The 24928-nt window shown below is 70.0% G+C and carries 23 protein-coding genes and 1 pseudogene; 18 read left to right on the top strand and 6 right to left on the bottom strand.

Going from position 1 to position 24928, the window contains the following annotated elements; all coding sequences use genetic code 11:
- The 3 genes from H5411_RS40785 to H5411_RS40775 form a co-directional block, all read right to left on the bottom strand.
- Nucleotides 1-468, bottom strand: a 468-nt coding sequence (locus H5411_RS40785) for an MlaE family ABC transporter permease (RefSeq protein WP_183126912.1), incomplete at its 3' end; no start/stop codon positions are given.
- A 124-nt stretch (nt 469-592) separates the two neighbouring features.
- Nucleotides 593-1021 (bottom strand): hypothetical protein, encoded by a 429-nt coding sequence (locus H5411_RS40780; RefSeq protein WP_183126911.1) that lies wholly within the window; start codon nt 1019-1021, stop codon nt 593-595.
- 742 nt (nt 1022-1763) lie between these two features.
- Nucleotides 1764-1976 (bottom strand): hypothetical protein, encoded by a 213-nt coding sequence (locus H5411_RS40775; protein ID WP_183126910.1) that lies wholly within the window; start codon nt 1974-1976, stop codon nt 1764-1766.
- Here H5411_RS40775 and H5411_RS40770 point away from each other — a divergent pair, their 5' ends adjacent.
- The 8 genes from H5411_RS40770 to H5411_RS40735 all read left to right on the top strand — a co-directional run bounded on the left by H5411_RS40770 (nt 1977) and on the right by H5411_RS40735 (nt 9515).
- Complete coding sequence (locus H5411_RS40770; RefSeq protein ID WP_183126909.1) at nt 1977-2153, top strand: hypothetical protein; 177 nt, start codon at nt 1977-1979, stop codon at nt 2151-2153. It begins immediately after the preceding gene.
- Entirely contained in the window at nt 2150-2722 is a 573-nt protein-coding gene (locus H5411_RS40765) for a TetR/AcrR family transcriptional regulator (protein WP_183126908.1), read from the top strand. The genes H5411_RS40770 and H5411_RS40765 overlap by 4 nt, the downstream gene beginning before the upstream one ends.
- Nucleotides 2723-2839: 117 nt before the next feature.
- Complete coding sequence (locus H5411_RS40760; protein WP_158242445.1) at nt 2840-3436, top strand: MEDS domain-containing protein; 597 nt, start codon at nt 2840-2842, stop codon at nt 3434-3436.
- The gene (locus H5411_RS40755) at nt 3420-5171 is read left to right on the top strand and encodes a helix-turn-helix domain-containing protein (protein WP_101434350.1); all 1752 of its coding nucleotides are present in this window, start codon (nt 3420-3422) and stop codon (nt 5169-5171) included. The genes H5411_RS40760 and H5411_RS40755 overlap by 17 nt, the downstream gene beginning before the upstream one ends.
- Before the next feature lie 170 nt (nt 5172-5341).
- A complete protein-coding gene (locus tag H5411_RS40750) occupies nt 5342-7003 on the top strand; it encodes an FAD-dependent oxidoreductase (RefSeq protein WP_183126906.1) in 1662 nt (553 codons plus the stop codon).
- 34 nt (nt 7004-7037) lie between these two features.
- Complete coding sequence (locus H5411_RS40745) at nt 7038-7766, top strand: SDR family NAD(P)-dependent oxidoreductase (RefSeq protein ID WP_101434349.1); 729 nt, start codon at nt 7038-7040, stop codon at nt 7764-7766.
- Nucleotides 7767-7797: 31 nt separating this feature from the next.
- Complete coding sequence (locus tag H5411_RS40740) at nt 7798-8571, top strand: SDR family NAD(P)-dependent oxidoreductase (RefSeq protein WP_101434348.1); 774 nt, start codon at nt 7798-7800, stop codon at nt 8569-8571.
- A 26-nt stretch (nt 8572-8597) separates the two neighbouring features.
- Nucleotides 8598-9515, top strand: coding sequence for a TIGR03564 family F420-dependent LLM class oxidoreductase (locus tag H5411_RS40735; protein WP_101434347.1), 918 nt, complete (start codon nt 8598-8600; stop codon nt 9513-9515).
- Between the two features lie 748 nt (nt 9516-10263).
- On the opposite strand, the gene H5411_RS40730 is transcribed toward H5411_RS40735, so the two are convergent.
- Nucleotides 10264-11676 carry an aldehyde dehydrogenase family protein gene (locus H5411_RS40730; RefSeq protein WP_101434346.1) on the bottom strand — a complete coding sequence of 471 codons (1413 nt, stop codon included), beginning with the start codon at nt 11674-11676 and terminating at the stop codon, nt 10264-10266.
- Nucleotides 11677-11829: 153 nt separating this feature from the next.
- Between H5411_RS40730 and H5411_RS40725 the strand changes: the two genes are divergently transcribed.
- From H5411_RS40725 to H5411_RS40680, 10 genes are all read left to right on the top strand, one after another.
- Nucleotides 11830-13161: an FAD-dependent oxidoreductase gene (locus tag H5411_RS40725; RefSeq protein ID WP_101434345.1), complete on the top strand. Its 1332-nt coding sequence runs from the start codon at nt 11830-11832 to the stop codon at nt 13159-13161.
- Nucleotides 13158-14066 carry a CoA transferase subunit A gene (locus H5411_RS40720; protein WP_101434344.1) on the top strand — a complete coding sequence of 303 codons (909 nt, stop codon included), beginning with the start codon at nt 13158-13160 and terminating at the stop codon, nt 14064-14066. The genes H5411_RS40725 and H5411_RS40720 overlap by 4 nt, the downstream gene beginning before the upstream one ends.
- Nucleotides 14063-14899, top strand: coding sequence for a CoA-transferase subunit beta (locus H5411_RS40715; RefSeq protein ID WP_101434343.1), 837 nt, complete (start codon nt 14063-14065; stop codon nt 14897-14899). Before H5411_RS40720 ends, H5411_RS40715 begins: the two co-directional genes overlap by 4 nt.
- Entirely contained in the window at nt 14893-16983 is a 2091-nt protein-coding gene (locus H5411_RS40710) for an acetate--CoA ligase family protein (RefSeq protein WP_220818131.1), read from the top strand. The genes H5411_RS40715 and H5411_RS40710 overlap by 7 nt, the downstream gene beginning before the upstream one ends.
- A 57-nt stretch (nt 16984-17040) precedes the next feature.
- Entirely contained in the window at nt 17041-18144 is a 1104-nt protein-coding gene (locus H5411_RS40705) for a cobalamin-independent methionine synthase II family protein (RefSeq protein ID WP_101434341.1), read from the top strand.
- A 131-nt stretch (nt 18145-18275) separates the two neighbouring features.
- Nucleotides 18276-19106 (top strand): phosphosulfolactate synthase, encoded by an 831-nt coding sequence (locus tag H5411_RS40700; protein ID WP_312878719.1) that lies wholly within the window; start codon nt 18276-18278, stop codon nt 19104-19106.
- Nucleotides 19103-19993: an XcbA family protein gene (locus H5411_RS40695; protein WP_101434339.1), complete on the top strand. Its 891-nt coding sequence runs from the start codon at nt 19103-19105 to the stop codon at nt 19991-19993. Before H5411_RS40700 ends, H5411_RS40695 begins: the two co-directional genes overlap by 4 nt.
- A complete protein-coding gene (xcbD, locus tag H5411_RS40690) occupies nt 19990-21327 on the top strand; it encodes a 3-sulfopropionylcysteine synthase XcbD (protein ID WP_101434338.1) in 1338 nt (445 codons plus the stop codon). The genes H5411_RS40695 and xcbD overlap by 4 nt, the downstream gene beginning before the upstream one ends.
- Nucleotides 21324-22322 carry a 1-aminocyclopropane-1-carboxylate deaminase/D-cysteine desulfhydrase gene (locus H5411_RS40685; RefSeq protein ID WP_101434337.1) on the top strand — a complete coding sequence of 333 codons (999 nt, stop codon included), beginning with the start codon at nt 21324-21326 and terminating at the stop codon, nt 22320-22322. Before xcbD ends, H5411_RS40685 begins: the two co-directional genes overlap by 4 nt.
- Nucleotides 22319-23821 (top strand): lyase family protein, encoded by a 1503-nt coding sequence (locus tag H5411_RS40680; protein WP_244194492.1) that lies wholly within the window; start codon nt 22319-22321, stop codon nt 23819-23821. Before H5411_RS40685 ends, H5411_RS40680 begins: the two co-directional genes overlap by 4 nt.
- Before the next feature lie 246 nt (nt 23822-24067).
- Here the strand turns inward: H5411_RS40680 and H5411_RS49910 are convergent.
- A pseudogene (locus H5411_RS49910) lies at nt 24068-24223 on the bottom strand (IS701 family transposase); the annotation flags it as partial.
- Nucleotides 24224-24780: 557 nt separating this feature from the next.
- Nucleotides 24781-24915, bottom strand: a complete 135-nt coding sequence (locus tag H5411_RS47205; protein ID WP_312878720.1) for an ATP-binding protein — start codon at nt 24913-24915, stop codon at nt 24781-24783.
- Between the last annotated feature and the right edge of the window lie 13 nt (nt 24916-24928).

Raw genomic sequence — 24928 nt, 5'->3', positions numbered from 1 at the left:
ATCGACGCCCAGGACCTCCATCGCGTCGATCTCTTCACGGATGCGGCGGGCACCGAGGTCCGCGGTGATCGCCGTGCCCATCACGCCGGCCACGACCATCGCGTTGATCCAGGGCGCGAACTCGCGGACGCTCGCCATGATGAAGAACGAGCCAAGCCGTTCGGGGATACCGAAGAGGGAGAAGATGTTCCCGCCCTGCAGCCCCGGAGCCCCGAGGCCGAAGGCCGTGGTCGAGATGATCATCGGGATCCAGCACAGCTTCAGCGTCTGGAACATCTGCTCACGAACTTCGCCCCAGTAGCCAACAGGGTGCCGGAGGGCGGAGTACAGCACGTCGCCCATCAGCCGCACCATTTCGCCGGCCTGCTCCAGCGGACGCGCGACCGCGGAGCCCAGGCCGGATCGCCGGCTCGCCTTCCGCCGCTCCCGGTCTTTCGACCTCGGCGGTGCCGCTGCGTGCGTCGTCATCGGTGCACTCCTTGGTGGGCTTCGAGTCAGTTCTGTGTGGCGGGACTCATCTGAGGAACGAGGCTCACACGATTCCGCCACGCTGCGATCGCCGGATCTCGTGCGCGAGGCACGGAAACCGTTGCTATCGCTGCGAAGTCCGGTCTTTCTCCGTGCCGCTCATGCGTCCGCGGAAGAAGCCGACCGCGGCGCCGACCACCACGGCCGTAGCCGCCGTCAGCCCGATTTGGAGAGGATCGCGGCCTGCCGGCACGAGCAAGGACATCGGAAGTGCGAGCAGGTAACTGCACAGCGCGGCGACCGCACCGTGAGCCGCGGGCAGGCTGGCCTTGCCGATTCGCCTCGAGGCAACAAAAAACGCCACCACAGCGATGAGCGGAAGCCACGCGTAACCCAGGAGCGGCACCCAAGTCACGGCCAGTGGCTGGGCGAGCCCGCCGATGAGGAGAACGCTGAACCCGGTCGAAGCACCCCGGACCGCTACGGGCGCGTCGATTCGGTCCACCCAGGACAGCCGGGCCGGACCGGTGGCGTTGTCACCAGCACGCGTCATGGAGATCCCACCTTTCACTGGTTGCCCCGAGCTGGACGAGGTCCCGTCCGACGTGCTCGGTCGCGAAGGGGATTCGAGTTGCGAACCCGCGGGAGGCATTCCGCTTGCGGCCGCGAGGTTGTGGCGCTGGACGCGGAGGATCCGACGGCGATTCGCGGTGGGCGTCCGCGACGGGCGAAAGCCGGTCGGCGTCCCATGGCTGAGCCCAGCACCAAAAGCTCGCCGGCGGTACGCCGGTCACGGGTTCCCGGCGTCGCTGGCTTCCGGGGTTCGACAATGAACACTGCGGAAGTATGTCCGGCCGACACTGGGCCATATGGGCCAATGCTGGCACCCGAGGGCCAACGTAGTGCGGAGCGGAGCGGCCGCAGGGCCGGCAGGTGCGGAGAACCACTTTGCGTGACTATTCCGCCTAGAAGGCTACTACAACCGAGGTGATCGCCGCCGTGTCTGTCACTTGGTGTCCGTACCCCGCGGTCTTGCCGGACAGAAACAGCTCCGCGGCGCGCTCCTCGTTCGACATCCCTTGGGCCACGAGCCGCGTGACCGCGTCGTCCTGCTCGCCCAGCTCGTGTGCCCGCGGGCGCGCCGGTCGGCGCGGCGGAATGAGGACAAGACCGACTCGCCGCAGAAAGCAGCCGGCAGCTCGGTGACCGCCGCGCTGCGGAAGGGGCCAGAGGCTGAGCTGGGACCCAGCGGATCCAGAACTGCCGACCCCGTGCGCGGCGGCATCCGGCGCGGGTCAGGCGAACCGGCCGCCGCCATCGACGTGGACGACCGCGCCGGTCATGGAGCCGTTGCCGATGAGCAGAAGGGTCAGGGGTTCGAGTCCCCTTAGCTCCGGGTCAAGCAGCCGAAGCTGCCCGCGCAGGTCTGGCGGGTCAGCGAGCTGACCGAGGGCCGCAGCTTCACCTGGGAAGTGCGCTCGCCCGGCCTGGTCACGGTCGGCGGCCACGTGGTCACCTCGGGCCCGGACGGCGCATCGCTCGAACTGACCTTGACGCACAAGGGTTTGCTCGCCGGTCTCGTCGGCCTGCTGACGTCGGGACTGACCCGCCGCAACGTGGCATTGGAGGCCGCCGGGCTCAAGGCCAGGGGCGAGAAGCTGAGTGGCGGCGACGCGGCGCGATGACCGCGGCCGGACCGCACGGGTCGGGCCGGGAACGGGTGCTGCGCGGCGCGATCGAGTACTTCGCGGCGCACGGCATCGGCGATGTGAGCATGCGCGGGCTGGCCGCGGCGCTGGGTACCAGCCACCGCATGCTCAACCACTACTTCGGCTCCCGCGAAGGCCTGCTCACCGCGGTCGTCGACGCCGTCGAAGCGGACCAGCGGGAGCTGCTGTCCACCCTGCTCCGTGACCGCGAGACCGATTCTCGCGCCGCGCTGCGCCATTACTGGCGGCAGGTCAGCGACGCGGCGGTGACCTACGGGCCGCTGTTCTTCGAGTTGTCCGGGCACGCGATGCAGGGCCGCGCGCACGCGGTCAGCCTGCGCGAGTCACTGATCCAGCCGTGGCTCGAACCGCTCGAACTGATCTTCCAGCGGCGCGGGTCCGACGGCGCGCAGGCCGCGGTGCAGGCCAGGATCAGCCTCGCCGTCGCTCGCGGCCTGCTGCTGGACCTGCTGCTCAGCGGTGACCGGGCCGGCGTCGACGCGGCCATGGGCCACCTCATCGACACCGAACTCGGCGCCCGCTGAGCACTGGTCCCGCGAGGGGGAACGGGGCCGGTCGATTCGTCCTCGCGGGCGGGCTCGCCGAGGCGCTGACCACGGTACGATTGGTCAATCGTCCAGCCACAGGGTGGTGGTGTCCCGGTGACGACAGCAGTGTCATTCGGAGTCGAAGAGATCCGGCTGGGGCCGGGCAGTCACGTCTGCGCCTTCTACCGCGGCGCGGCCGATCGGGACCGGTTGCTGACCGGGTACCTGTCGGCCGGGCTGGAGGCCGGCGACAAATGCATCTGTGTGGTGGATTCGGCGCGCACGGCCCAGCGGTTGACCATGCTGGCGGCCCCGCCCGCGCACGACACGCAGCTCGACATCCACCTGCCCGAAGCCACGTATCTGGCCGGGGGCCGGTTCGGCACGGCCGAGATGCTCACGTTCTGGTCGGAGTGCCTGGACAAGGCGCAGACCGAGGGCTACGGGTTCTCCCGGATCGTCGGCGAGATGACGTGGGCGCTGCGCGACGCGCCCGGCGTGGAGCATCTGGTGGACTACGAGTGGGAGCTGAACCGGCTGATGGGCCGCAACCCGACCGTGGTGCTGTGCCTCTACGACCTCGACCTGTTCAACGGGGAAGTGGTGGTGAACATCGTGAAGACGCATCCGCTGGTGTTCATCCAGGGCATGCTCGTCGAGAACCCCTACTACGTCGGTCCCGACGAGGTTCTGCATGCGACCGGAACATGACGGGCTGACCCGCCTCCCCGAACGACCGTGGCGCGACGACGACGGCATCGCGCCGGTCACGCTGGTGGATCCCGCGGACGCCGATCCCGCGCAGCTTCGCAAGCGGCTCGGTGACATGCGGGCGCTGCTGGTGATCTCGCTGCTGATGACCGAGTCCGTCAACGAGGACCAGATTTTCTCGCTGGCCACGTCGTCCGCGCTCGGACTCGGCGGCTGCCGGATCGACGGCTACCACTTCACGGACGGGACGTGGCGGCCGGGCACCGGATGTCTCGCCGCGACCCGTGAGCTGACCGGGCAGGTCGCGCTGCTCGACGGCGGCGGTCCGATCGAGCTGGCCGGGCGCACCTGGGCGTGGGCGTACCCGCTGCGCAGCGCGTCGGAACTGCTCGGGCACGTCATCGCGTCCAGCGACGCCGAGCCCAGCGGCGACGAGCGCTTCCTGCTCCAGGTGCTCGCCCAGCAGACCGCGGTCGCGGTGTCCAACGCGCGGCTGCACGCGAAGGAGTGCGCGTCCGCGGCGCAGCTCGCCGAGACGAACGAGGCGCTCGCCGACACGGTGGCGTCGCTGCGCCGGAGCATGCAGATCCACGAGCGGCTGACCCGGGTCGCGGTGTCGGGTGACGGGCAGCAGGGCATCGCGGACGCTTTGCACGAACTCACCGGGATGCCGGTCGCGATGGAGGACCGCTACGGGAACCTCACCGCGTGGTCCGGTCCCGGCCGGCCGGACCCATATCCGAAGGAGTCGTTCGCGACCCGGGAACAGTTGCTGCGCCGGTTGATGCGGGCGGGAAAGCCGTTACGCGACGGGCATCGGCTGACCATGCTCGCCTCCCCGCGACCCGACGTGCTGGGCGTGCTCGCGCTCGTCGATCCGGAGCGCCGGGCCGACAGCGCCGATCTCGTGGCGCTGGAGCACGGCACGACCGTGTTGTCGATGGAACTGGCGAGGCTGCGCGGTATCGCCGACACCGAACTGCGGCTGCGCCGGGATCTGGTGCACGACCTGCTGACCGGAACCGACACCGACAGCGCACACGCCCGCGCGGACGCGCTCGACTACGACCTGCGGCGGCCACACCGGGTCGTGCTGATCGAGGGCAAGGGCCGCTCGCGGCGCCCGGACGCGTTGCTCGAAGCAGTCCGGCGTGCACTGCGGTCGGCCGAACTCGACGCGCTGGACGAGACGCGGTCGGGAAGTGTCGTCGTGGTCACCGCGGGACAGACCAATTGGGACCGGTTACGGCGCGACGTGCTGTCCAATCTCGGCGGCGGCCAATGCCAGATCGGCGTCGGCGGAATCCGGGTCGATCCCACGGAGCTGCCCGGCTCACTGCGCGAAGCCCGGCTCGCCCTGCGGTTGCAGAAGACGTTGCTGTCGAGCGACAGCGTGTGTGAGTACTCGAAACTGGGTGTGTTCCGGATTCTCGCCACCGTGCCGGATCTCGACGAGCTGGAAGTCTTCGTCCGGGAATGGCTCGGCTGCCTGCTGGACTACGACGCCCTGCGCGGGTCGGAACTGGTACACACACTGACGCAGTACCTGGAGCACGGCGGCAATTACGACGCCACTGCCGCCGAACTGTCCGTGCACCGCAGCACATTGAAGTACCGGCTGCAACGGATCCGCGAACTGACCGGGCTCGAACTGAACGACCCGGACGTGCATTTCAACCTCCAGCTCGCCACGCGGACGTGGGGCACGCTGCAGGCGCTGCGCTCGCAGACGTAAGGGCGCTGTCCGCCGCGCGGGGTTTCACTGTGGGCTCGTCGCTCCACCGCGATCGCACCTGGTTCCCGCAGGGTCAGGTTCCGGCGGTTCTTCGTCCCGTGATGACCTGTGGGGGAAGCCACTTCCGGGCGGATGCTGAGGTTCACGACCCCAGCGAGAGGAGCCCGATCATGATTGATGTCCGTAATCCCCAGGACGGTTTCGCGGCCTTACGCGCCCGGATCAGCGCACTGGGCGACCCGGTGGGCGACGACCGCGGCGCGGACGGTGAGCCGCTGACCGTCGGCGAGTGGGCGCTGCTGATCGACGACATCGTGGAGCATCCGGACCAGAACACCGAGGCGCTGTGGAACGTGGCGAGCCCGGAGGAGGACGACCGCGAGTACGACGCGATCTTCATCGGCGGCGGCGCGGCCGGGCGGTTCGGCTCCGCGTTCCTCAAGGCGCGCGGCGGACGCCAGCTCACCATCGACGCCTGGCCGTTCCTCGGCGGCTCGTGCCCGCACCAGGCCTGCGTGCCGCACCACCTGTTCTCCGAGTGCGCGCGGGAACTGGACCTCGCGAAGCACATGCAGGGCAAGCTCTGGTACCCGGAGTTCGACGCGAGCAAGGCGAGCATTCTGGAGATCGTCAAGCTGTTCCGCGCCGGCCGGGGCATGCCGCACGCGATCATGAACTGGCAGTCCAAGGAACAGTTGGGCATGGAGTACATCCTCAACGCGGCGGCCACCGTGATCGACGAGCACACCGTCGAGGTGGACGGCAGGCGGTTCCAGGCGAAGAACCTCGTGCTGTGCACCGGCGCCCGCACCGACTTCCCGGCCGAGATCAGTGGTCTGGACCGCAAGGGCGTGTACGACTTCGCGAGCCTCATCGAGGAACTGGACGAAGAACCGACCCGGTGCGTCATCATCGGCGGCTCGAAGGTCGCGCTGGAGTACGGCTCGTTCTTCCAGGCGACCGGTTGCCAGACCACGATCCTGACCCGCAGCCCGCTGCTGCGCACCGCGAGTCTGCACCACGTCGACGAAGGCCTGCGCGACTACGTGATCGACATGATGGTGGACCGGGGCATCGAGATCGTCGAAGGCGCGCAGACCCTCGACGTGCTGGGCGACGACCGGGTGACCGGGGTCCGCTACCGGGACGCGAACGGCGAGATCGTGGAGGTGGAGACGGACTTCGTGTTCGTCGGCACCGGCGAGCGGCCGGATCTGCGGATGTACGAACCGCTCGGGCTGAAGATCGACGACCGGGGCTTCGTGGTGGCGGACGCGACGATGCGCACCTCGGTGCCGAACGTGTACGCCGTCGGCGATCTGCTCGGCCCGCCGATGGAGATGTTCAAGGCGCGCAAGTGCGGGGTCACCGCGGCCCGCAACATCATGGGCGAGCACCACGAGTTCGACTTCAGCGAGTACCCCGACTTCTTCCATACCACCTACGAAGTCACCTGGTGCGGGCTGTCCGAGGCCGAGGCGCGCACCGAGTACCCGAACGTCATCAAGATCCAGATGCCGCCGGACGACGCCGACCCGGAATCGTTCGCGCTGCCCGCCGCCGAGGGTTCGATGCTGTACGCGTTCACAAGGCCGATCCTGTCCGGCTGGCTGAAACTGTTGGTGGACGCGGATTCCCGCAAGATCGTCGGCGCGCATCACGTCGGCTACGGCGCGAAGGACGCGTTCCAGTACATCGACTACCTGATCCGCAGGCCCGAGGGCTTCACCATCGACCAGATGGCCGACCTGAACGAGCTGTTCCTGAACCCGGAGCACTTCATCCAGTTGTCCCGGCTGCGGGCGGGCCAGATGTCGCTGGTGAGCCTGTGACCGGCGACGTGCGTTTCCCAGCGGAGGCGGCGAAATGACTGCCGAGCGGGTCGCGCTGGTCACCGGCGGGGCGTCCGGGATCGGGCGGGCGATCTGCGCGCGCTTGCGCGAGGACGGCCTGCAGGTGGCCGCGGTCGACCTGAAGCCGGACGCCGCCGCCGAGGTGGCCATGTTCGCCCGAGGCTGCGACGTGACCGATGAGTCCGATGTGGACAGTGCGGTGGCCGCGGTGCTCGACCGATTCGGCGCGATCGACGTACTGGTCAACAATGCCGGGATCACCGGGTCGCAGGCGGCCACGACATGCCACGAAACGCCGGTGGAGGAATGGGACCGGGTGCACACGGTGAACGTGCGCGGCCCGTTCCTGGCCAGCCGTGCGGTGCTGCCTTCGATGGTGGCGCGCGGCAGCGGGCACGTCATCAACATCGCGTCGATCGCCGGGCTGGTCGCGTTTCCCGGGCGCTGTGCCTACACGGCGTCGAAGGGTGCGGCACTGATGCTCGCCAAGTCCATCGCGGTGGACTACGCGGCGGCCGGGATCAGGGCGAACGCGGTGTGTCCCGGAATGGTCTATACCCCTATGACAAGCTGGCGGCTGGACCAGCCCGCGCTGCGAACCCAGGTGGAGGACCGGATTCCGGTGGGCCGGGTGGCCACACCGGACGAGATCGCGGACGCGGTCTCGGTGTTGGCGTCCGGGCGAATGTCCTATGTGACCGGTCACGCGCTCGTGATCGACGGCGGAATGACCGCTCTGTGAAAGACGCGCGGTGAGAGACAAGGAGAGTCGAATGGCAGGCAGGCTGGCCGGACGGGTCGCGGTGGTGACCGGCGGCGGCGGTGGCATCGGTGGCGCGGCGGCGAAGTTGTTCGCCGAAGAGGGCGCCGCGGTCGCGGTGCTCGACGTGGCCGCCGCGGCGGCGAAGGAAACCGTGGACGCGATCCAGCAGGCGGGCGGCACGGCCATCGCGGTGACCGCGGACATCACGGACGCGCGCGCGGTGGACGCCGTGTTCGACCGGATCGAGCGGGAGCTGGGCAGCGTCGGCGTGCTGTACAACAACGCGGGCGTGAACAGTGCGGGCTCGGTGGTCGACGCCGAAGAGGACGACTGGGACCGTTGCATGGCGGTCAACGTGAAGGGCACGTTCCTGTGCGCCAGGGCCGCGGCACGCCAGATGGTGCGCAGCGGCAAGGGTTCCATCGTGAACCAGGGGTCGGTCGCGGCGCTCGTCGGCGTGGCCAACTTCGCCGCGTACTGCGCGTCGAAGGGCGCCGTGGTGGCGTTGACCCGGTCGATGTCGGTGGATCTCGCGCCGAAGGGCGTGCGGGTCAACGCGATCTGCCCGGGCACGGTGTACACGCCGCTGATGGAGCCGATGCTGACCGCGCGCGGCGGCGGTGACCTGGAGAAGGGGCTCGCCATGACGACGGCGAAGTACCCGATCGGCAGGCTCGGCACGCCGGCGGAGATCGCGAACGTCGCGCTGTTCCTGTCCAGCGACGAAGCCGCGTTCCTCACCGGCTCGGTGGTGGCCGCGGACGGCGGGATGACGTCCCAGTAGGACAGTCCTCGAAGGAGAGTGGTGACATGCGGATCGCAATCGGGGTCGGGCCGGAGGTCGTCGGCGCGCCGGCGCAGCCGGGCGAGATCGTCGAACAGGTGCGCAAGGCAGAGGCGGACGGGTTCGCCTCGGCGTGGAGCGTGCACTTCTCCCGCGGGGTGGACGCGCTCAGCGTCCTCGCCGTGGCCGGCGCCGGAACGAGCCGCATCGCACTGGGTGCGGGCGTGGTGCCGACCTATCCACGGCACCCGCTCGCGCTCGCGCAGCAGGCGGCGACGGTGCAACAGTTTTGCGGCGGCCGGTTCACGCTCGGCGTCGGGGTGTCGCACCGCCCGGTGATCGAGGGCCTGCACGGCTTGGCGTTCACCAGCCCGGCCGAGCACATGCGCGAATACCTGAGCGTGCTGCGCCCGCTGCTGCGCACCGGAGAGGTGTCCTATCGCGGCCGGTTCTACCGGGTGGAGGGTGGGTTCACGGTGCCGGGCACGACCCCGATGCCGGTGCTCGTGGGTGCACTGGGCCCACGCATGGTCCGGGTCGCGGGGGAGTACGCGGACGGTGTGGTGACCTGGCTCGCCGGCCCCCGCACGCTGGGCGACGAGATCGTGCCGGCCCTGCTGAAGGCGTCGTCGGCGGCGCCGAGAATCGTCGCGGGCCTGCCAGTGGCGGTATGCGACGACGCCGAGACCGGCCGTGCGGCGGCCGAACAGGTCTTCGCACGCTACGGCGGGCTGGAGAACTACCAGCGCCTGTTCGCACGGGAGGGCGTGTCGTCGCCGGGCGAGCTGGCGGTCACGGGAACGGAAACCCAAGTGGCGCAACAGATTAAGCGCTACGCGGAGCTGGGCGTCACCGAACTGTGGGCGACGGTGTACCCAGTGGGCGATGCCCCGGCCGCGAGCATCGCCCGGACCAGGGCGCTGTTGGCGGAGTTGAGTGGTTGAGTGTCGGGGTATCCGTGGCCTGCTGAAGGCCCGATCAGGCGTCGTCGACCGGCTCCAATTCGACGGCAAAGCCGTGAAACAGCCTCTCGCTGAGATGTTGACGGTGGGCGCCGAAGTACTGTGCAGCCGAGGTCGACTACAGGTGGCCTTCAAGAATCCCGATATACCACCGGTCGGGTCGCGGGCTGCTGCTTCCCGGAAATCGTGAATATGTGGTCCTGCATCCGGCGACCACGATTTTTGCCGGTTCGAGATGGAATTCTCTGCTGAATTCCATCTCGCCGAGACCGCCAACCGCGAACGTCAACGGATGGACGCCCGGGGCAAGGTCGACCCATTTACGTCCCTGTCGCAGCCCAGGCCCGGCCCTGAAGAGTATTCTCGTTCCTTGGCGAATGAACACGAGTCGCCATGTCTACGGCGGAGGCGTGCTTCCTCCTGGAATTAACGCGTAGGCCAACAGGCCGGTACGCCCTTCTCGACGTGCGCGCTTCAACATGTGACGCGCGAAACGGGGAATTCGGCGCTCCTCGACCTGAATCTCGACATACTCGTCCCGCTTCACGACCTACCCTCGGCAAGAGGCAATCAGACTGTCCAATATTCCATCGACCGACCGAAGGGCTTGCTCCGAAGATATCTCTTTGCTGCCAGCGAAATCGCTACATGCCGAGAATCGAGCTGACGATCGGCCGAACAGGCCAACGTCCGGCAGCCCCGGCCGCGAATCCGCGGCCGGGGCGTTCTGCTACCTCCCGTAGCGCTGCCAGTGTGCGGCGAACAGGTCCTCCTCGCTCACGACACGTGGCGGGATCGGGCGCGACACCCACGTCAGGTTCACGAAATGGCGGGCGTTGACGTTCTCCGTCGTGATATTCCCGCCCCAGGTGCCGCAGCTCAGGCTCAGGGTGAACGGCAGGCCGTTACGCGGGCTGCCCGCGCCTTCGTTCAGGTTCTGGTTCACCAGCACCCGCGCGGTTTTCGTGGTCGACGCGAGGCGGGCCACATTCTCGTCCGAGCTGGTGTGGATGCCGCATGTGTGGCCGAGTCCTTGATACCCGGTGATGTCGTTGACGAGTTTCGCCGCATTGTCGATGCCGCCCTCGTAGCGATAGACCGCCAGCACGACGGACAGTTTCTCGCCGGAGAAGGGGTGTCCGGGGCCGGTGCCGGATTCCTCGACCAGCAGCAGGCGGCAGGTGTCCGGCACCTCGAAACCGGCGAGGTGAGCGATGTGCGGCGCCGGTTTCGCGACCACGTCGATTGTCGGGATCGGACCGTTGTCGGGCCACATCGCCTTGCGCAGCAACGCTTTCTGCTCGCCAGAGCACAGGTGCCCGCCGCCGTCGACGAGTCGCCGGACCAGCTCGTCGTACACCGAGGCGTGCGCGACGACGGCGTTGTCGGCCAGGCAGCTCGTGGCCTCGTCGAACGTCTTGGCCGTGATGATCGCCTCGGCGGCGTCGGCCAGGTCGGCGGTCTCGTCCACCACGTGCACCGAGTTGCCGACCCCGACGCCGTAGGCCGGGGTGCCGGAACTGTAGGCCGCCTTGACCATCCCGGCGCCACCGGTCGCGACGACGAGATCGGCGCCGCGCATCAGCAGACGCGTCTTCGCCAGCGACGGCTCCGGCACCACCTGCACCAGGTCCTCGGGCGCGCCGACCTGACGGCACGCCTCGCGCATGTAGTCGACGACCATTTCCGTGCTCTGCCGCGTCCTCGGGTGCGGCGCGCACACGATCGCGTTGCGGCCCTTCAGCGCGAACAGCGCCTTGACCGGCGGCGTCGCGTCGGGTCCGGTCGTCGGGATGAGCGCGGCGACGACCCCGACTGGCTTCGCGATCTGCACGATCCCGGCCTCCGGCCGTTCCGCCACCACGCCGACGGTACGCACCGGCCCCATGTCGGCCAGCACGCCCGTGACCCGCTTGCCGATCTTGGCGACCTTGTCCGCGTAGTTGCCGAACCCGCCCTCGTCGACGGCGAGCTTCGCCAGCTTCTCGGCGTGGTCCTTGCGCACCACCGCCCACGCGACGGCGGTGACCAGCTCGTCGACCTGGTCCTGGTCGTAGTGCTCGATGGCGTCGGCCGCGGCGCGCGCCCGGCGCAGCACGGCGTCGATTTCGGTACGGACGGCGTCCTCGGATGGCTCAGTCATGAGACCACGGTCGCCCCCGGACGGCCCTATTCCATCGATCCGGCAGGGCGAGCCGGCGCCGATTCTTCGTCCTGCCAAGGGGTGACCGCGAGGTGGCGCCGGGCCGCATGCTGACCATGTTGGTTCGCGACGAGAGGCGGCACCGTGGCGGGAATGGTGGTGATCGGGGGTGGCGCGGCAGGCATGTCGGCGGCTTCGGCCGCGCGGCGGGTCGCGCCCGAGAGGCCCGTGATCGTGTGCGAGGCGGGCGAGTACGCCGCGTACGGGATGTGCGGGATCCCTTACTACCTCGGCGGAATCGTCGACCGGGCGGAGACGTTGCTCGCCTACCCGCCGGAGGTTTTCCGTGACCGGCGGGGAATCGACCTCCGCCTGGGCACGACCGTGCGCGAGCTGGACACCGCCGCGCGGCGGGTGACGGTGGCGAACGACGGCGGCGCCGAGACCCTGGACTACGACACGCTGGTGCTCGCGGCAGGCGCCGATCCCGTGGTGCCGCCCATTGCTGGTATAGACCACCCGAGGGTGTTCACGGTGCGCTCGCTGGCGTCCGCCGCGAAGCTGCGCACGTTGCTCGACTCCGGCTCGGTGCGCAAAGCGATCGTCGTCGGCGCGGGCTACATCGGACTGGAGACCGCCGAAGCGCTCGTCGCGGCGGGCGCGGCCGTGCGGATCGTGGAGGCGCTGCCCCGCGTGCTGTCCACAGTGGACGAGCCAATCGCGGAGGTGGTCGACGCGGAGGTCCGGCGGCACGCCGACCTGCAGCTTGGCAGCAGGCTGGACGCGATCCTCGACGGCGCTACGGGCCCGGTCGCGGTCGTCGACGGGGCCGAGTTCGCGGTGGACCTGATCGTGCTGGCCGTCGGCGTGCGCCCGGCGACCGGTCTGCTCGCGGGCGCGGAGAAACTGCCGAACGGGGCCGTCGTCGTCGACGAGGGGATGCGGACCTCGTTACCCGGTGTGTTCGCCGCGGGCGACTGCGTGGCGTTGCCGCACCTCGTGCTCGGCGCGCCCGCGTGGGTGCCGCTCGGCCCCGCCGCGAACAAGACCGGGCGGGTCGCGGGGACCGTCGCGGCAGGCGGGCGTGCGTCGTTCCGCGGCGTGGTCGGCACCGCCGTGGTGAAGGTGTTCGACCTGGAGGTGGCGCGGACCGGGCTCAGTCTCGCCGAGGCGACGGCGGCCGGAATCCCCGCTGTGGCAACGGATGTCGAGTCACGTTCGCGCGCCAAGTACTACCCGGGCGCGGCCCCGCTGCACGTGCGCCTGGTGCACACGCCGGACGGCAGGCTGCTCGGCGCGCAGCTCGCCGGCCGCGAGGGCGCGGCCAAACGCATCGACGTGGTAGCCACCGCGTTGCACGCCGAGCTGTCCGTGGACGACCTCGGCGCGCTCGATCTTGCTTACGCACCACCGTTCGCGCCCGTCTACGACCCGGTGCTGGTCGCGGCGGGCCGGGCGAACCGATCGGAAGGAGCACGGACATGAGCCTGCGACCGCCGCGGGACAAGCGGACCACACTCGCCGAGGCCGCGTCGGCCGTCGCGGACGGCGCGATCGTCGCGCTCGGCGGCGGGCTGTGCGCGCGGCTGCCGATGGCGCTGGTGCGCGAGCTGATCCGGCAGGGTCGCACGGGTTTGCACCTCGTCGGGTCGGCGCACAGCATCGACGTCGACCTGCTCGTCGCCGCGGGCGCGGTGCGGCGGTGCGAGGAGAGCTACGTCGGGTTCGAGCAGGACCTCGGTCTCGCGCCCGCCTACCGCGAAGCCGCCAGGAACGGGTTGATCGAGATCGCGGAAAGCTGCTGCGCGACGATCCTCGCCCAGTTGCGCGCCGCCGAGATGGGCGTGCCGTTCCTGCCGGTCGTCGGGGTGCGCGGGTCCGACATCGGCTCGCTGCACCCGGAGTACCGCGAGATCGAATGCCCGTTCACCGGGCAGAAGCTCGTCGCGGTGCCCGCGCTGCGGCCGGACGTGGCGCTGCTGCACGCGCCGTCCGGCGACCGCTACGGCAACCTGCATCTCGAACAGCCGTACGTGCTCGACGAGCGCTTCGCGTCCGCGTCGAAGGCGGTGATCGCGACGGTCGACGAGCTGGTGTCCACAGAGGACGTCACCGCGGCCGGGATCACCGTGCCAGGACACCTGGTGTCGGCGCTCGTCGAGGTCCCGTTCGGCGCGCATCCGGCGTCCTGCTACCCCCGTTATGCCTACGACCGCCCGCATCTGAACGAGTACGTGACCGCCGCCCGCTCGGGCGACGCCGCCGGGTATCTCCAGAAATACGTGCACGACACGGGTTCCGAGGACGGATACCAGAAGGCGATCGGGCGCCTCGACGAGCTGACCGGCTGGTCCGCCTCGACCGACGCATGGAAGGAGCTGTTCGCGTGAGCCCGCGACCGTTCACTTTGGACGAATGGTTCGTCGTCCTGCTCGCCCGCACCATCCGGCCGGACGAGACCGTTTTCCACGGCTTCGGCAGCCCGTGCGCGCAGGTCGCGATGCACGTGGCCCGCCGGACGCACGCGCCGGACATGGTGCTGGTCGAAGGCGCGATGTACGCGATCAACCCCGAGCCGCCGTTCATCCCGCCGACCGGCAACGACGCCGCGCTGAAACAGGGCGCCGCGTACAGCATGCGGTTCGAGGAGTTCTTCGACGCCGCGCTGCGCGGCGACGTGGACCGGATGTTCCTGTCCGGCGGGCAGATCGACCGGTTCGGCAACACCAACGTGACCATGATCGGTCCGCGCGACCGGCCGAAGGTCAAGCTCGGCGGCGGTGGTGGCGGCTGCAACCTCTCCGCCACGATCGGCAACCTGACACTGTGGACGACCCGGCATCGCGGCGGCCGGACGCTGGTGCCCGAGTGCGACTTCATCACCGACATGGGCCACCGCACCCCGGCCGGCAGCAGGACCGAGCTCGGCTTCCCCGGCGGCGGTCCACAGTGGATGGTCACCGAACTGGGCGTGTTCGACTTCCCGGGCGAGACGGTGCGGCTGTGCCGGACCTTCCCGGACGTGAGTGTCGACGAGGTCCGCGCCGCGACGGGGTTTCCCCTTGACGTGGCGGGCGACCTGCGCCCGCTCGACCCACCGTCCACAACGGAACTGGCGGCGGTCCGCACGATCGACCCGCTCGGCGTTCGCAAAGGCGAGTTCGACGAACGCGAGTTGTCGCGGGTGTTCGCGCACGACCCCGGAGGTGGTTGCGCGTGCTGAATCGTGCGCTGGACGCGGTGTTCGCGCCACGGCGGGTGGCGCTCGTCGGCGCGTCCGATCGCGCTGGCTCAGTCGGAAATCTCTTGTGGGACAACCTTTCCGGCTTTCCCGGCGAGGTGGTTCCGGTCTGTCCGAACAGGACTGTCGGCGGCCGGGCCGCATACCAGGACCTGCGGTCCGTGCCCGGCGAGATCGACCTCGTCGTGGTGGCGACCCCGGCGGACAGCGTGCCCGGTGTGATCGAGGCGGCCGCCGACAAGGGCGTGCCCGCGGCCGTGGTGCTGAGCGCGGGCTTCGCCGAGATCGGCGGCGATGGCGTGCGGCTACAGGAAAAGGTGCGCGCCGCGGCGAGAGCGGGCGGCGTGCGGGTGGTGGGTCCGAACTGCTTCGGCGTGCAGAACGCGGACCTGCCGCTCAACGCGTCGATCGCGGCCGGGACGCCACCGGGCGGTGGCGGCGTCAGCCTGGTCACCCAGTCCGGCTCGTACGGGATGGCCGTGCACATGCTCGCCACCGACGAGGCCATGCGGTTCGCCAAGGTGTACGCGGCGGGCAACAAGGCCGATCTGACCGACGCCGAAGTGCTTGCGTACCTGCGCGAAGACCCGGCCACCACGGTGATCGCGCTGCTGCTGGAGTCGATCACCGACCCGCGCGCGTTTTTCGCCGAGGCTCGCCGGGCGACGGCCGAGAAGCCCGTGATCGCGGTCGTCGGCGGGCGGACCGGGGCCGGACGGCGCGCCGCCGTCTCGCACACCGCGGCGCTGGCCGCCGATGACGACATCCTCGACGCCGCACTGCGCGACTCGGGCGTGGTCCGGGTCCGGACCGGGCTGGAGATGCTGGACGTGGCCCGTGCGCTCGCCGAGCAGCCGACGCCGCGTGGCCGTCGCGTCGGCATCATCACGAATTCCGGCGGGACCGGGGTGGAACTCGCGGACCTGCTCGCGGACGAAGGGCTCGACGTTCCGGAATTGAGTCCCGCGCTGCGGTCTCGGTTGAGTGAATTGCTGCCGCCGTACGGCAGTCCGCGCAATCCTGTCGACATCACTCCGGCGTGGCGGCTGTTCGCCACGGGTTATCCGGGCGCGATCGACCTGCTCGCCCGTTCCGGTGAGGTCGATGTCGTCGTTCCGGTGTTGCTGCAGCGGTCGGCGTCGCTCGAGGTAGCGTCGGCGGTCCGGGACGCCGTAAAGCGCCTGCGGGCTGACAACGTGCCTGTTCCCGTCTACGCCTGTTTCGTGGCGCCCCGCTCCGCCGATGACGTCGCGGATGTCTTGCACCAGTCCGGAGTGCCGTGCCTGCCATGGCCGGACAGGACGGCCCGCGCGATCGGCGCCGCCGTCCGGTACGGCATGTTCGAGCCGAAGCCGTCCTCGCCGCACGAGCCCAGTGACCTGCTCGGCCCGGTGGACGATCCGGGCGACCCGATCGTCGCGCGAGACCTGCTCGAATACGCCGGAATCCCGGTGGTGCCAACGGTTCGCTGCGAGTCGGCCGACGAAGTCGTGGCCGCCGCCGCGCGCTTGCCCGGCCCCGTCGTGCTGAAGGTCGCGCACCCGGACCTGACGCACAAGAGCGACGTCGGCGGTGTGCGGGTCGGCCTCGTCGGCGAACAACGAATACGCGCGGCGGCCGGGGAACTGCTCGCACTCGCCGAAGGCGCGTCGGTACTCGTGCAGTCCAAGATGGACGGCGTCGAGACGGTCGTCGGCGGCTTTCGCGATCCCTCGTTCGGGCCCGTCGTGATGGTCGGCATGGGCGGCGTTCTCGTCGAGGTGCTGCGGGACGTCCGGTTCGCGCTCGCACCGCTCGACCACGCACAGGCTCGCGCGATGCTCGAGGAGTTGCGCGGCGCGGCCGTGCTTTCCGGCGTTCGCGGCGCTCTCCCGGTCGACCGGGACGCGCTGGCCGACGTCGTGGTGTCGGTCGGCGACCTGCTGGCGGGCAGCGACCGGATCGCCGAACTCGATCTCAACCCGGTGCTGGCCGGACCGGACGGCTGCGTGTGCGTGGACTGGCGAATTCTGACCCGCGGTGCGGACACCACCGAAAAGTACGGTCCCGCCATGCCGAAGAACTGAGGTGTTCTCCCGTCCTACCGTCGTTTCGCACGACCGGCAACTGGAAGGACGAAGAACATGCTCATTGGTTCGCAAGACGTTCTGCTGCCGACCGCGATGGTCGGGAACTATCCGAATCCGCGGTGGTACGACGGTGCGGCGTTCGCCACGCTGCCCAAGGGTGAATTCATTTACGACTCGATCAGCAAGGAGGCGTTCGAGGACACGATCGGCGCGATCGTGCACGACCAGGAGGCCGGCGGGCTCGACATCATCAGCGACGGCAAGGTCTACGGCGGCGACTCGCCGTACGGCACGATTCTGTACTACTACCTGGAGCGCATGTCCGGGTACAAGCTCACCGGCCCGCCGATCGGCCTGCCCATCTACTCGACGCTGTTCTCGCCGACGTGCACCGGTGAAATCCAGCGCGAGTACCCGTTCCACCTGAACCAGTTGCGCGCCACCCGTAAGGCGACGAACAAGCCGGTCAAGGTGTCCTACACCGGTCTGGGCGTGCTGGCCGCCGCCACCACGAACCTGCACTACAAGGACACCAAGGAACTCGCGCTCGCGATCGCGAGAGCGTTCAACGAGGACTTCCGCGAGCTCGCCGACAACGGCTGCGACATCATCCAGCTCGACGAGTTCGTGTGGCCCTACGGCATGGGCGACTGGGAGATCGAAGCGCTCAACGTGGCCGTCCGCGACGTCGACTGCCAGTTCTGGGTGCACACCTGCTGGGGCAACTACTCGGGCACGCCCGCGTACTACCCGGACGAGACGGAGACCGAGTTCGGCGCGTTCGTGCTCGACCGCCGCGCCTCCGACGCCCCGGCGCCGGACCGGGCCAAGGCGCTGTTCCCGCACGTGCTCGACGCGAACATCCACGCGCTCAACTACGAGGTCGGCCGTACCGGCCCGGACGACCTGAAACCGTTGGTGGACAACGAATGGACGAAACCGTTCGTGGCCGGCGTGATCGACGTGAAGTCCACCGTGACCGAGACCGCGGACGAGGTGGCGGACCGGATCCGCCGGGTGCTGGAGTACGTGCCGGCGGACCGGCTCGGCCTGTCCACCGACTGCGGCCTCATCAACCTGCCCCGGATGATCGCGGCGAGCAAGCTGCGCGCGCTGTCCGACGGCGCGGCGCTGGTGCGGGCGGAGCTGAAGAAGTAGGCCACCCGCTCGCGGACAGGAGCCCGGCGCCGCCCGACCCGGCGCCGGGTTCCGGCAGTTCGAGCCGGCCGTTCGGCCTGACGGGGCGAGTGGCCGCGCGATCCTGACCTCTCCAGGACCAGGCACTCGGCGTGCGCGCTTCCTATCGTCGATGGTGTTCGACGATCTGCGGGAGGTGCCAGGTGAGCGGATGTCCCAGCTTCCTCGATCTGCCGGCGCGGACGGTGAAACCCAGGATGTGCGGCGTGACGCACGTCCTGGACAAGGGGCTCACCGTCGCCGGCACCGAGGCGTTCCTCGACCAGGCGGGACAGCTCGCGGACATCGTCAAGATCGGCTGGGGGATCGGCTACGTGGATCCCACGCTGGCGCAGCGGGTGCGTCGCTACACCGAGCACGGTTGCGGTGTCTCGCTCGGCGGCACCCTGTTGGAGATCTGCGCACTGCAGAACCGGGTGCGCGAACTGCGGGAGTGGGCGCTGCGCAGCGGGATCTCGCACGTCGAGGTGTCCAACGGGCTGCGCGCGCTGACCGTGGACCGGAAGCGGGCGCTGATCCGGGAACTGTCCGCCGACTTCGTGGTGCTGGCCGAGACAGGCGCGAAGGACGACACCTATCCGTCCACTCCGGACGAATGGGCCGAGGAGATGGCCGGTGATCTCGACGCCGGGGCGCGCTGGCTGGTCGCCGAGGGCCGGGAGAGCGGCACGGTCGGCATCTACGACCGCGATCACGGCATCCGGTCCGAGGTCATCACGGCGATCTTGCGGCGGGTGCCGGTCGAGCGGGTCATCTTCGAGGCGCCGGAGAAGAACCAGCAGGCGTGGTTCATCCGGAAGCTCGGGTTCGGGGCGAACTTGGGCAACATCGCGCCCGCCGACGCGCTGAGCCTGGAAACGCTGCGACTCGGCCTGCGCGCCGACACCGTGCCGTTCGACACGACGGTCGAGGCGTCGGCGTGATTCCCGACCCGGCGCCGAACACCATCACCCGCCCCTACCGCGGACTCTCCGTGCAGGAGGTGGACATCCCGCTGACCCCGCGCGCCATCGACGACCTGTTGCGGCCACGGGAGATCTACCGGCGCACCGCGTTCCTCGTGCTGCGCTCGGGCGACGACACGGCGCTCGTCGGCGTCCGGCCGGTCTCGCTCGGGCCGCTGTTCTCACCGGTCGCCGAACTGCGGGTACTGTCGGGACCGGACACGACGGTGTGGCTCGACGACCCGGCGACCGACGTCGGCAACGCGAGCGCGCTGGCCGCCGCCGCGCGTTCAGGGCACCAGGACGGCGCGCTGGCCTATGTGGTGCGCGGCCGGTTCGAGCACGTCAACTTCATCTGGCGGCCGGAGCCGCTGCGGGTGCGGGTGACCGAGGTGGTGCCGCCGTATCCGCCGAAGCTCCTTTCGATGGCCGAACAGGCCGTCGCGTTCGACGAGGATCTGCCGCCGGTGGAACTGGTGCTCGACGCGGTCGACATCCGCGCGCTCGCCGCGGACCATCCGGCGCCCGCGTTTCTGTTGCCCTGCCGGGGTTCCGGCGCCGAACTCGACGGCGAGGTGCGGTTTCTGGACACCCATCCGTCCTATCGGGACGATTGGCTGCTGATCGGCTGCGAGCGCTCGCGCGCGTTCCACGAGCAATTCTACGGCAGCGAACCGGACCGGGTGGATCTGTGCCCGAAGGCGCGCGCGGGCGCCGGGCCGGTGCTCACCAAGTGCTGCCTGCTGGAACGGGGCGTGGAGTACGCGGGCCGGTCCGCGACCGTGCCGTGGGGCGCGAACCTCGACGAAGTCCGCGCCGCGCTGCGTGCGATCTGCGGCCTGCCCGCGATGGCGGCGGCGTCATGATCTCCTCGCGCATCTTCGGTCATCTCTGGACGACGCCGGAAGCGACGGCCCTGTTCACCGACGAGGGCCGCACCCAGGGCTGGCTGGACGTGCTCGCCGCACTCGCCGAGGCGCAGGCGGACGTCGGCCTCGTGCCACGCGACGCGGCGGACGCCATCCATGCGGGCGCGAAAGTGTCCACAGTGGACATCGACAGCGTTGCGGAACAGACGCGGGCATGCGGTCATTCCACACTCGGCCTCATCCGGACACTGCGGGAAACCCTGCCGCCCGACGCCGCCCAGTGGGTCTACTACGGCGCCACCGTCCAGGACCTGACCGACACCTGGACCGCGCTTGTCTTCCGCACCGTCGGCGACATCGCCGAACGTGACGTGCGGCGGCTGCGTGACCGCGCGCTGGCGCTCGCGGTGGCGCATCGCGACACCCCGATGTGCGGCCGCACGCACGGCCAGCCGGGTCTGCCGATCACGTTCGGGTTCAAGGCCGCGGTGTGGGCGGCCGAACTGGATCGCCATCTGCGGCGGCTCGCCGAAGGCCGCGTGCGCTGGGAGAACGTCCAGTTGGGCGGCGCACTGGGCACCATGGAGTTCTGGGGCGACCGCGCGCTCGACCTGCTCGACGCGTTCGCCGCCCGTCTCGGGCTCGGCGTCGCGCCGGTGCCGTGGCTGACCGCGCGCGACGGGATCGCGGAGTTCACCGGGCTGCTCGCGGCGATGTCGGCCACCATCGCGAAGATCGGGAACGAGGTCTACCAGTTGCAGCGGCCGGAAATCGGGGAACTGGCCGAGGGCGGGTCGGCGGCGGCGGTCGGCTCCATCACCATGCCGCACAAGCGAAACCCGGAGATCTCCGAACAACTCGGCACGCTCTCGCGGGTGGTGCGCGCACAGGCGGCGCTCGCGCTGGAGGGCATCGGCTGTGAGCACGAGCGGGACGGGCGCGCGTGGAAGACCGAATGGCGGCTCGTGCCGGACGCGTGCTGCTCGTTCGCCGCCTGTGCCGCGCTCGGCGCCGAAATGCTCGACGGGTTGGCTGTGGACGCCGACCGGATGCGGCGCAACATCGACGCGCAGCGCGGATACCTGTTGTCGGAACCGGTGATGCGGGCGCTCGCGGACCGCGTCGGCAAGCACATCGCGCAGGAACTCGTGCGCTCGGCCGCGCTCGCTGGACTGCAGTCCGATGTGGACTTCCGCACCGCGCTGCGGAACTGTGCAGGCACCGCGCTGCTTTCCGACGCCGAACTGGACCGGTTGCTCACTGTGGACAGTGCGCTGGGCGCGTGCGGCGCGTTCGTCGACCGGGTACGCGCCGAATGCGGTGCGGCATGACCACGCACGCGCCCGTCGCAGATCGGTTGCTGGGACCGCACGAGCCGCCCCGGATCGAACTGGTGCGGTCGCCGACTCCACTGCACCCGGCGCCCCGCCTGTCGGCCGAACTCGGCGTGCCCGTCCTGTTCAAACGGGACGACCTGACCGGGCTCGGTCTGGGCGGCAACAAGGTGCGCGGCCTGGAGTACCTGATCGCGGACGCGCTGCGGCAGGGTTGTGACTGCCTGGTCACCGGCGCGGGCCCGCAGTCGAACTGGACGCTGCTGGCGGCGCTCACCGCGCTGCGGTACGGCATCGAGCCGCACGTCGTGTGCTACGGAAATCCTCCGCCGGACGAAGGAAACCTCCGGCTGCACCGCTGGCTCGGTGTGGACGTGCGGTTCACCGGCGCCGCCGACCGGTCCACCGTGGACGACGGGATCGCCGCGCTCGCGGCCGAACTGCGCGCGACCGGGCGCCGCCCGTACGTCCTGCCGAGAGGCGGCGCGACCGCGCTCGGTTCGCTCGGCTACGTCCGCGCGACGATCGAACTGGCTGCGCAACTCGACGAGTCCGGCACCGAACCGGCGGCGGTATGGCTGCCCACCGGCTCGTGCGGCACCCACGCCGGACTGCTCGCCGGTGTCGCGTTCGCGGCGGCCGCGTTCGACGTGATCGGGGTGACCGTCAGCAGGCCGGTGGCCGAATGTCGAACCCGGATCACCACACTCGCCGCCGCGGCCGCCGCACTCGTGCACGGCCCGGAACCGGCGGAACCGCGAGTGCTGGGCGGCTGTCTGGGGCCGGGATACGGGATCCCGTCGCCGGAAGGGGCCGCGGCCGCGCTCCTGGTGGCGCGCGCCGAAGGCGTGTTCCTCGACCCGGTGTTCGGCGCGAAGGCCATGGCGGGCCTGGTCGCGGAATGCGCCGCGGGCCGGGTCACCGGCCCCCAGGTGTTCCTGGTGACCGGCGGCGCGCCGACGTTGTTCACCGACCGCAAGGGGGCCTCGTGACCGGAACTACCACACCGAACGGCTATCTCGGCGCCGAGGCCATGATCACCAGTGGCCCCGCGCCCGAGCTCGTCGACGCCGGTTACGCGCTGGAGATCGCCGATGCCCCGCTGCTGCACCGTGGCCTCACCCTCGCCGACCTCGCGCACCTGCTCGCGCTCATCGACTGCCGGGTGCTGAGCGAAGCGGAGGTCCGGCCGCTGCTGCGGCGGCTGCTCGACCTGCTCGACACCCCGGCGGCCGAGTTCGAGTACGACCCGGCCTACGGCGACGCCTACAACAGCCGGGAACGGGTGCTGGAACGCGAACTCGGTCCCGACGCCGGGCGACTGCATCTTGGCCGCACCCGTCGCGAGGCGGGCCGGATCGCGTTCCGGCTCGCCCTGCGCGAGCACCTGCTCGACCTGCACGACGCGGTGACCGGGTTCGCCGAAGCGCTCGCGGTCGCGGAGACCGACGCGGCGGACACGCTGTGGGCAGACACCACATATCTCCAGCCTGCCCAGCCGTCCACCTTCGGGCACTACCTCGGCGGCTTCGCCGAGCAGGCGGTGCGGCACCTGGACCGGATCGCCGACGCCCATCGCCAGGCCGACGTGTCGCCGGGCGGGTCCGGCGGCGTCGGCGGCACACGCCTGCCATTGGACCGGAACCACCTCGCGGCACTGCTCGGTTTCGCCGCCGCCGGGCGGCACACCAGGGACGTGATGTGGTCCACCGACGGTCTCGTGGATGCCGTCGGCGCGGCGACCCAGGCCGTGCTGACCGTGGACCAGCTCGCCGAGGACCTGGAGATCTTCGCCAGCCCGGCGTTCGGCTACGTGACACTCGACGCGTCGCTGTGCCGGGCCAGCGTGCTCATGCCGCAGAAGCGGAATCCCTATGCGCTGGCGGTGATCCGGGGCGGCGCGAGCACGGTCGTCGGCAGGCTGACCGGGTTGCTGGTGACCCGGCGCTCGCCGTCCGCCCGCACCGACAGTTGGCTCTACGCCTACGGCGAAGTGGCCGGTGCGCTCGCGCTGTCGACCCGTCTCGTCCGGCTCGGCACCGCCGTCGTCCGCGGGCTGACGCCCAACACCGAGAACCTGGCGGCGCAGGCGGGTGCGCACCACACGGGTGCGGCCGACCTCGCCGAGGACTTCGCCCGGCATCTCGGGCTCGACTACCGCACGGCCTACCGGGTGGTGGGCCGTGCGGTCTCCATGGCGGGCGAGCACGCGCTCACCCCCGCCCTGCTCGCGGAGGCGGCCGAACAGGTGACCGGTGCAGCACTCGTGGTGCCGGACCGGCTCGTCGCGCTGGCCGCCGAGCCGCGCTGCCTGGTCGCCGAACGCGTCGCGGAGGGCGGCGCGGCGCCGCACCGGGTCCGCGAGCACGCGGCCGCCGTCGCCGGTTCGGTCGCCGCCGCGCGCGAGTGGCACCAGGCGCGGTTCGAGCACGCGCGCGACGCCGAACAGGCACTCGTCGCGTCGGCGCACGCCATGGCCTCCGGCCGGTGATCGGGCGCTCGCCGTACCTACTCGCGAGTCGCCGTTGAAGTGCGGTAATCGGGCGGATTTCCGCTGCCGTCCGGCTCAACGCCTGTTGGCGCTCGTACCAATTGGGCTACCGTACCTAATACTCCAGCCGCACTTCGTGATGTTGGTTGTGTCTTCGCTGGTAGTGGCTGGTCTTGGCGCGGTGTTGGTGGCGTCGGCACCAGCGTGACCAGGCCTGGATCCGGAGCCATGGGCGCCCGGTGTGGATCAGATGTGCCAGGAGACGACGGACTTCGCCGAGGGTGAGCGGGATGAGGCCGTGGCCAGGGCTTTTGGGGACACTGCGGCGGTGACGGCGAGGTAGGCGTGGGCGAGCATGGCGAGGGTGATGTGGCGATACCAGGCGTCATAGCGTCGGACCTGGTTGGACCGCCCCGGCTTTCGTGGAGACGTGGTCCTTTGTCTCATGCCACTGCCAGGGGCTGCTCGGGTGTGTCGTGCCAGTAGCCCTGTTCGAACTCCAGTGGCGGGCGATGCCCGCACCACGAATGCAGCCTCTCATTATTGTACCAGTAAACCCATTCCGCGGTAGCCGTCATGACCTCCGCGACATCGTTCCATGAATCATCTTCCCCAGGCGGTTGAGGGACTGTAGCAGTTAGGGACGGTGCAACGGAATCACCGTGTCGGGCACGGCTGCTGGTGGTGTCGGCCGTGCGGCCTCGGGTGTGGTGAGCAGCGCGACGATGGTCACCGGTCCACCGCAGTGGGGACAGTCCCGGACGGCCGCCGGTTGCGGGCGTGCCGACGAGCTCACGGTGTGCTGCCGGCCGGCGCCCTCGGCGTCCGCCTTCTGGGGGCGGCGTTTCCGGTCGAAGGCGGTGTTCTTGCAACGCTTGGAGCAGTAGATGTTGTTGGCGCGACTGGGAATGAACTCGCGCCAACAGATCCCGCAGATGCGGCCGGCCGGCTGGGGTTGGTCAGGAGACACGGGCGTTCACCGCCGCGCGTAGGGTGTCGGAGGTGGCCTGGTGGTGCCGCAACCGGTAGGACGGCCCGTCGATACCGACCACGGTGGCCCGGTGCAACAGCCGGTCGAGCATGGCCGCGGTTATCTGACTGCTCGGG

The organism is Amycolatopsis echigonensis, assembly GCF_014174495.1.
GTDB classification, from domain to species: domain Bacteria; phylum Actinomycetota; class Actinomycetes; order Mycobacteriales; family Pseudonocardiaceae; genus Amycolatopsis; species Amycolatopsis echigonensis.
This window is presented reverse-complemented; position numbering and strand designations above follow the sequence as displayed.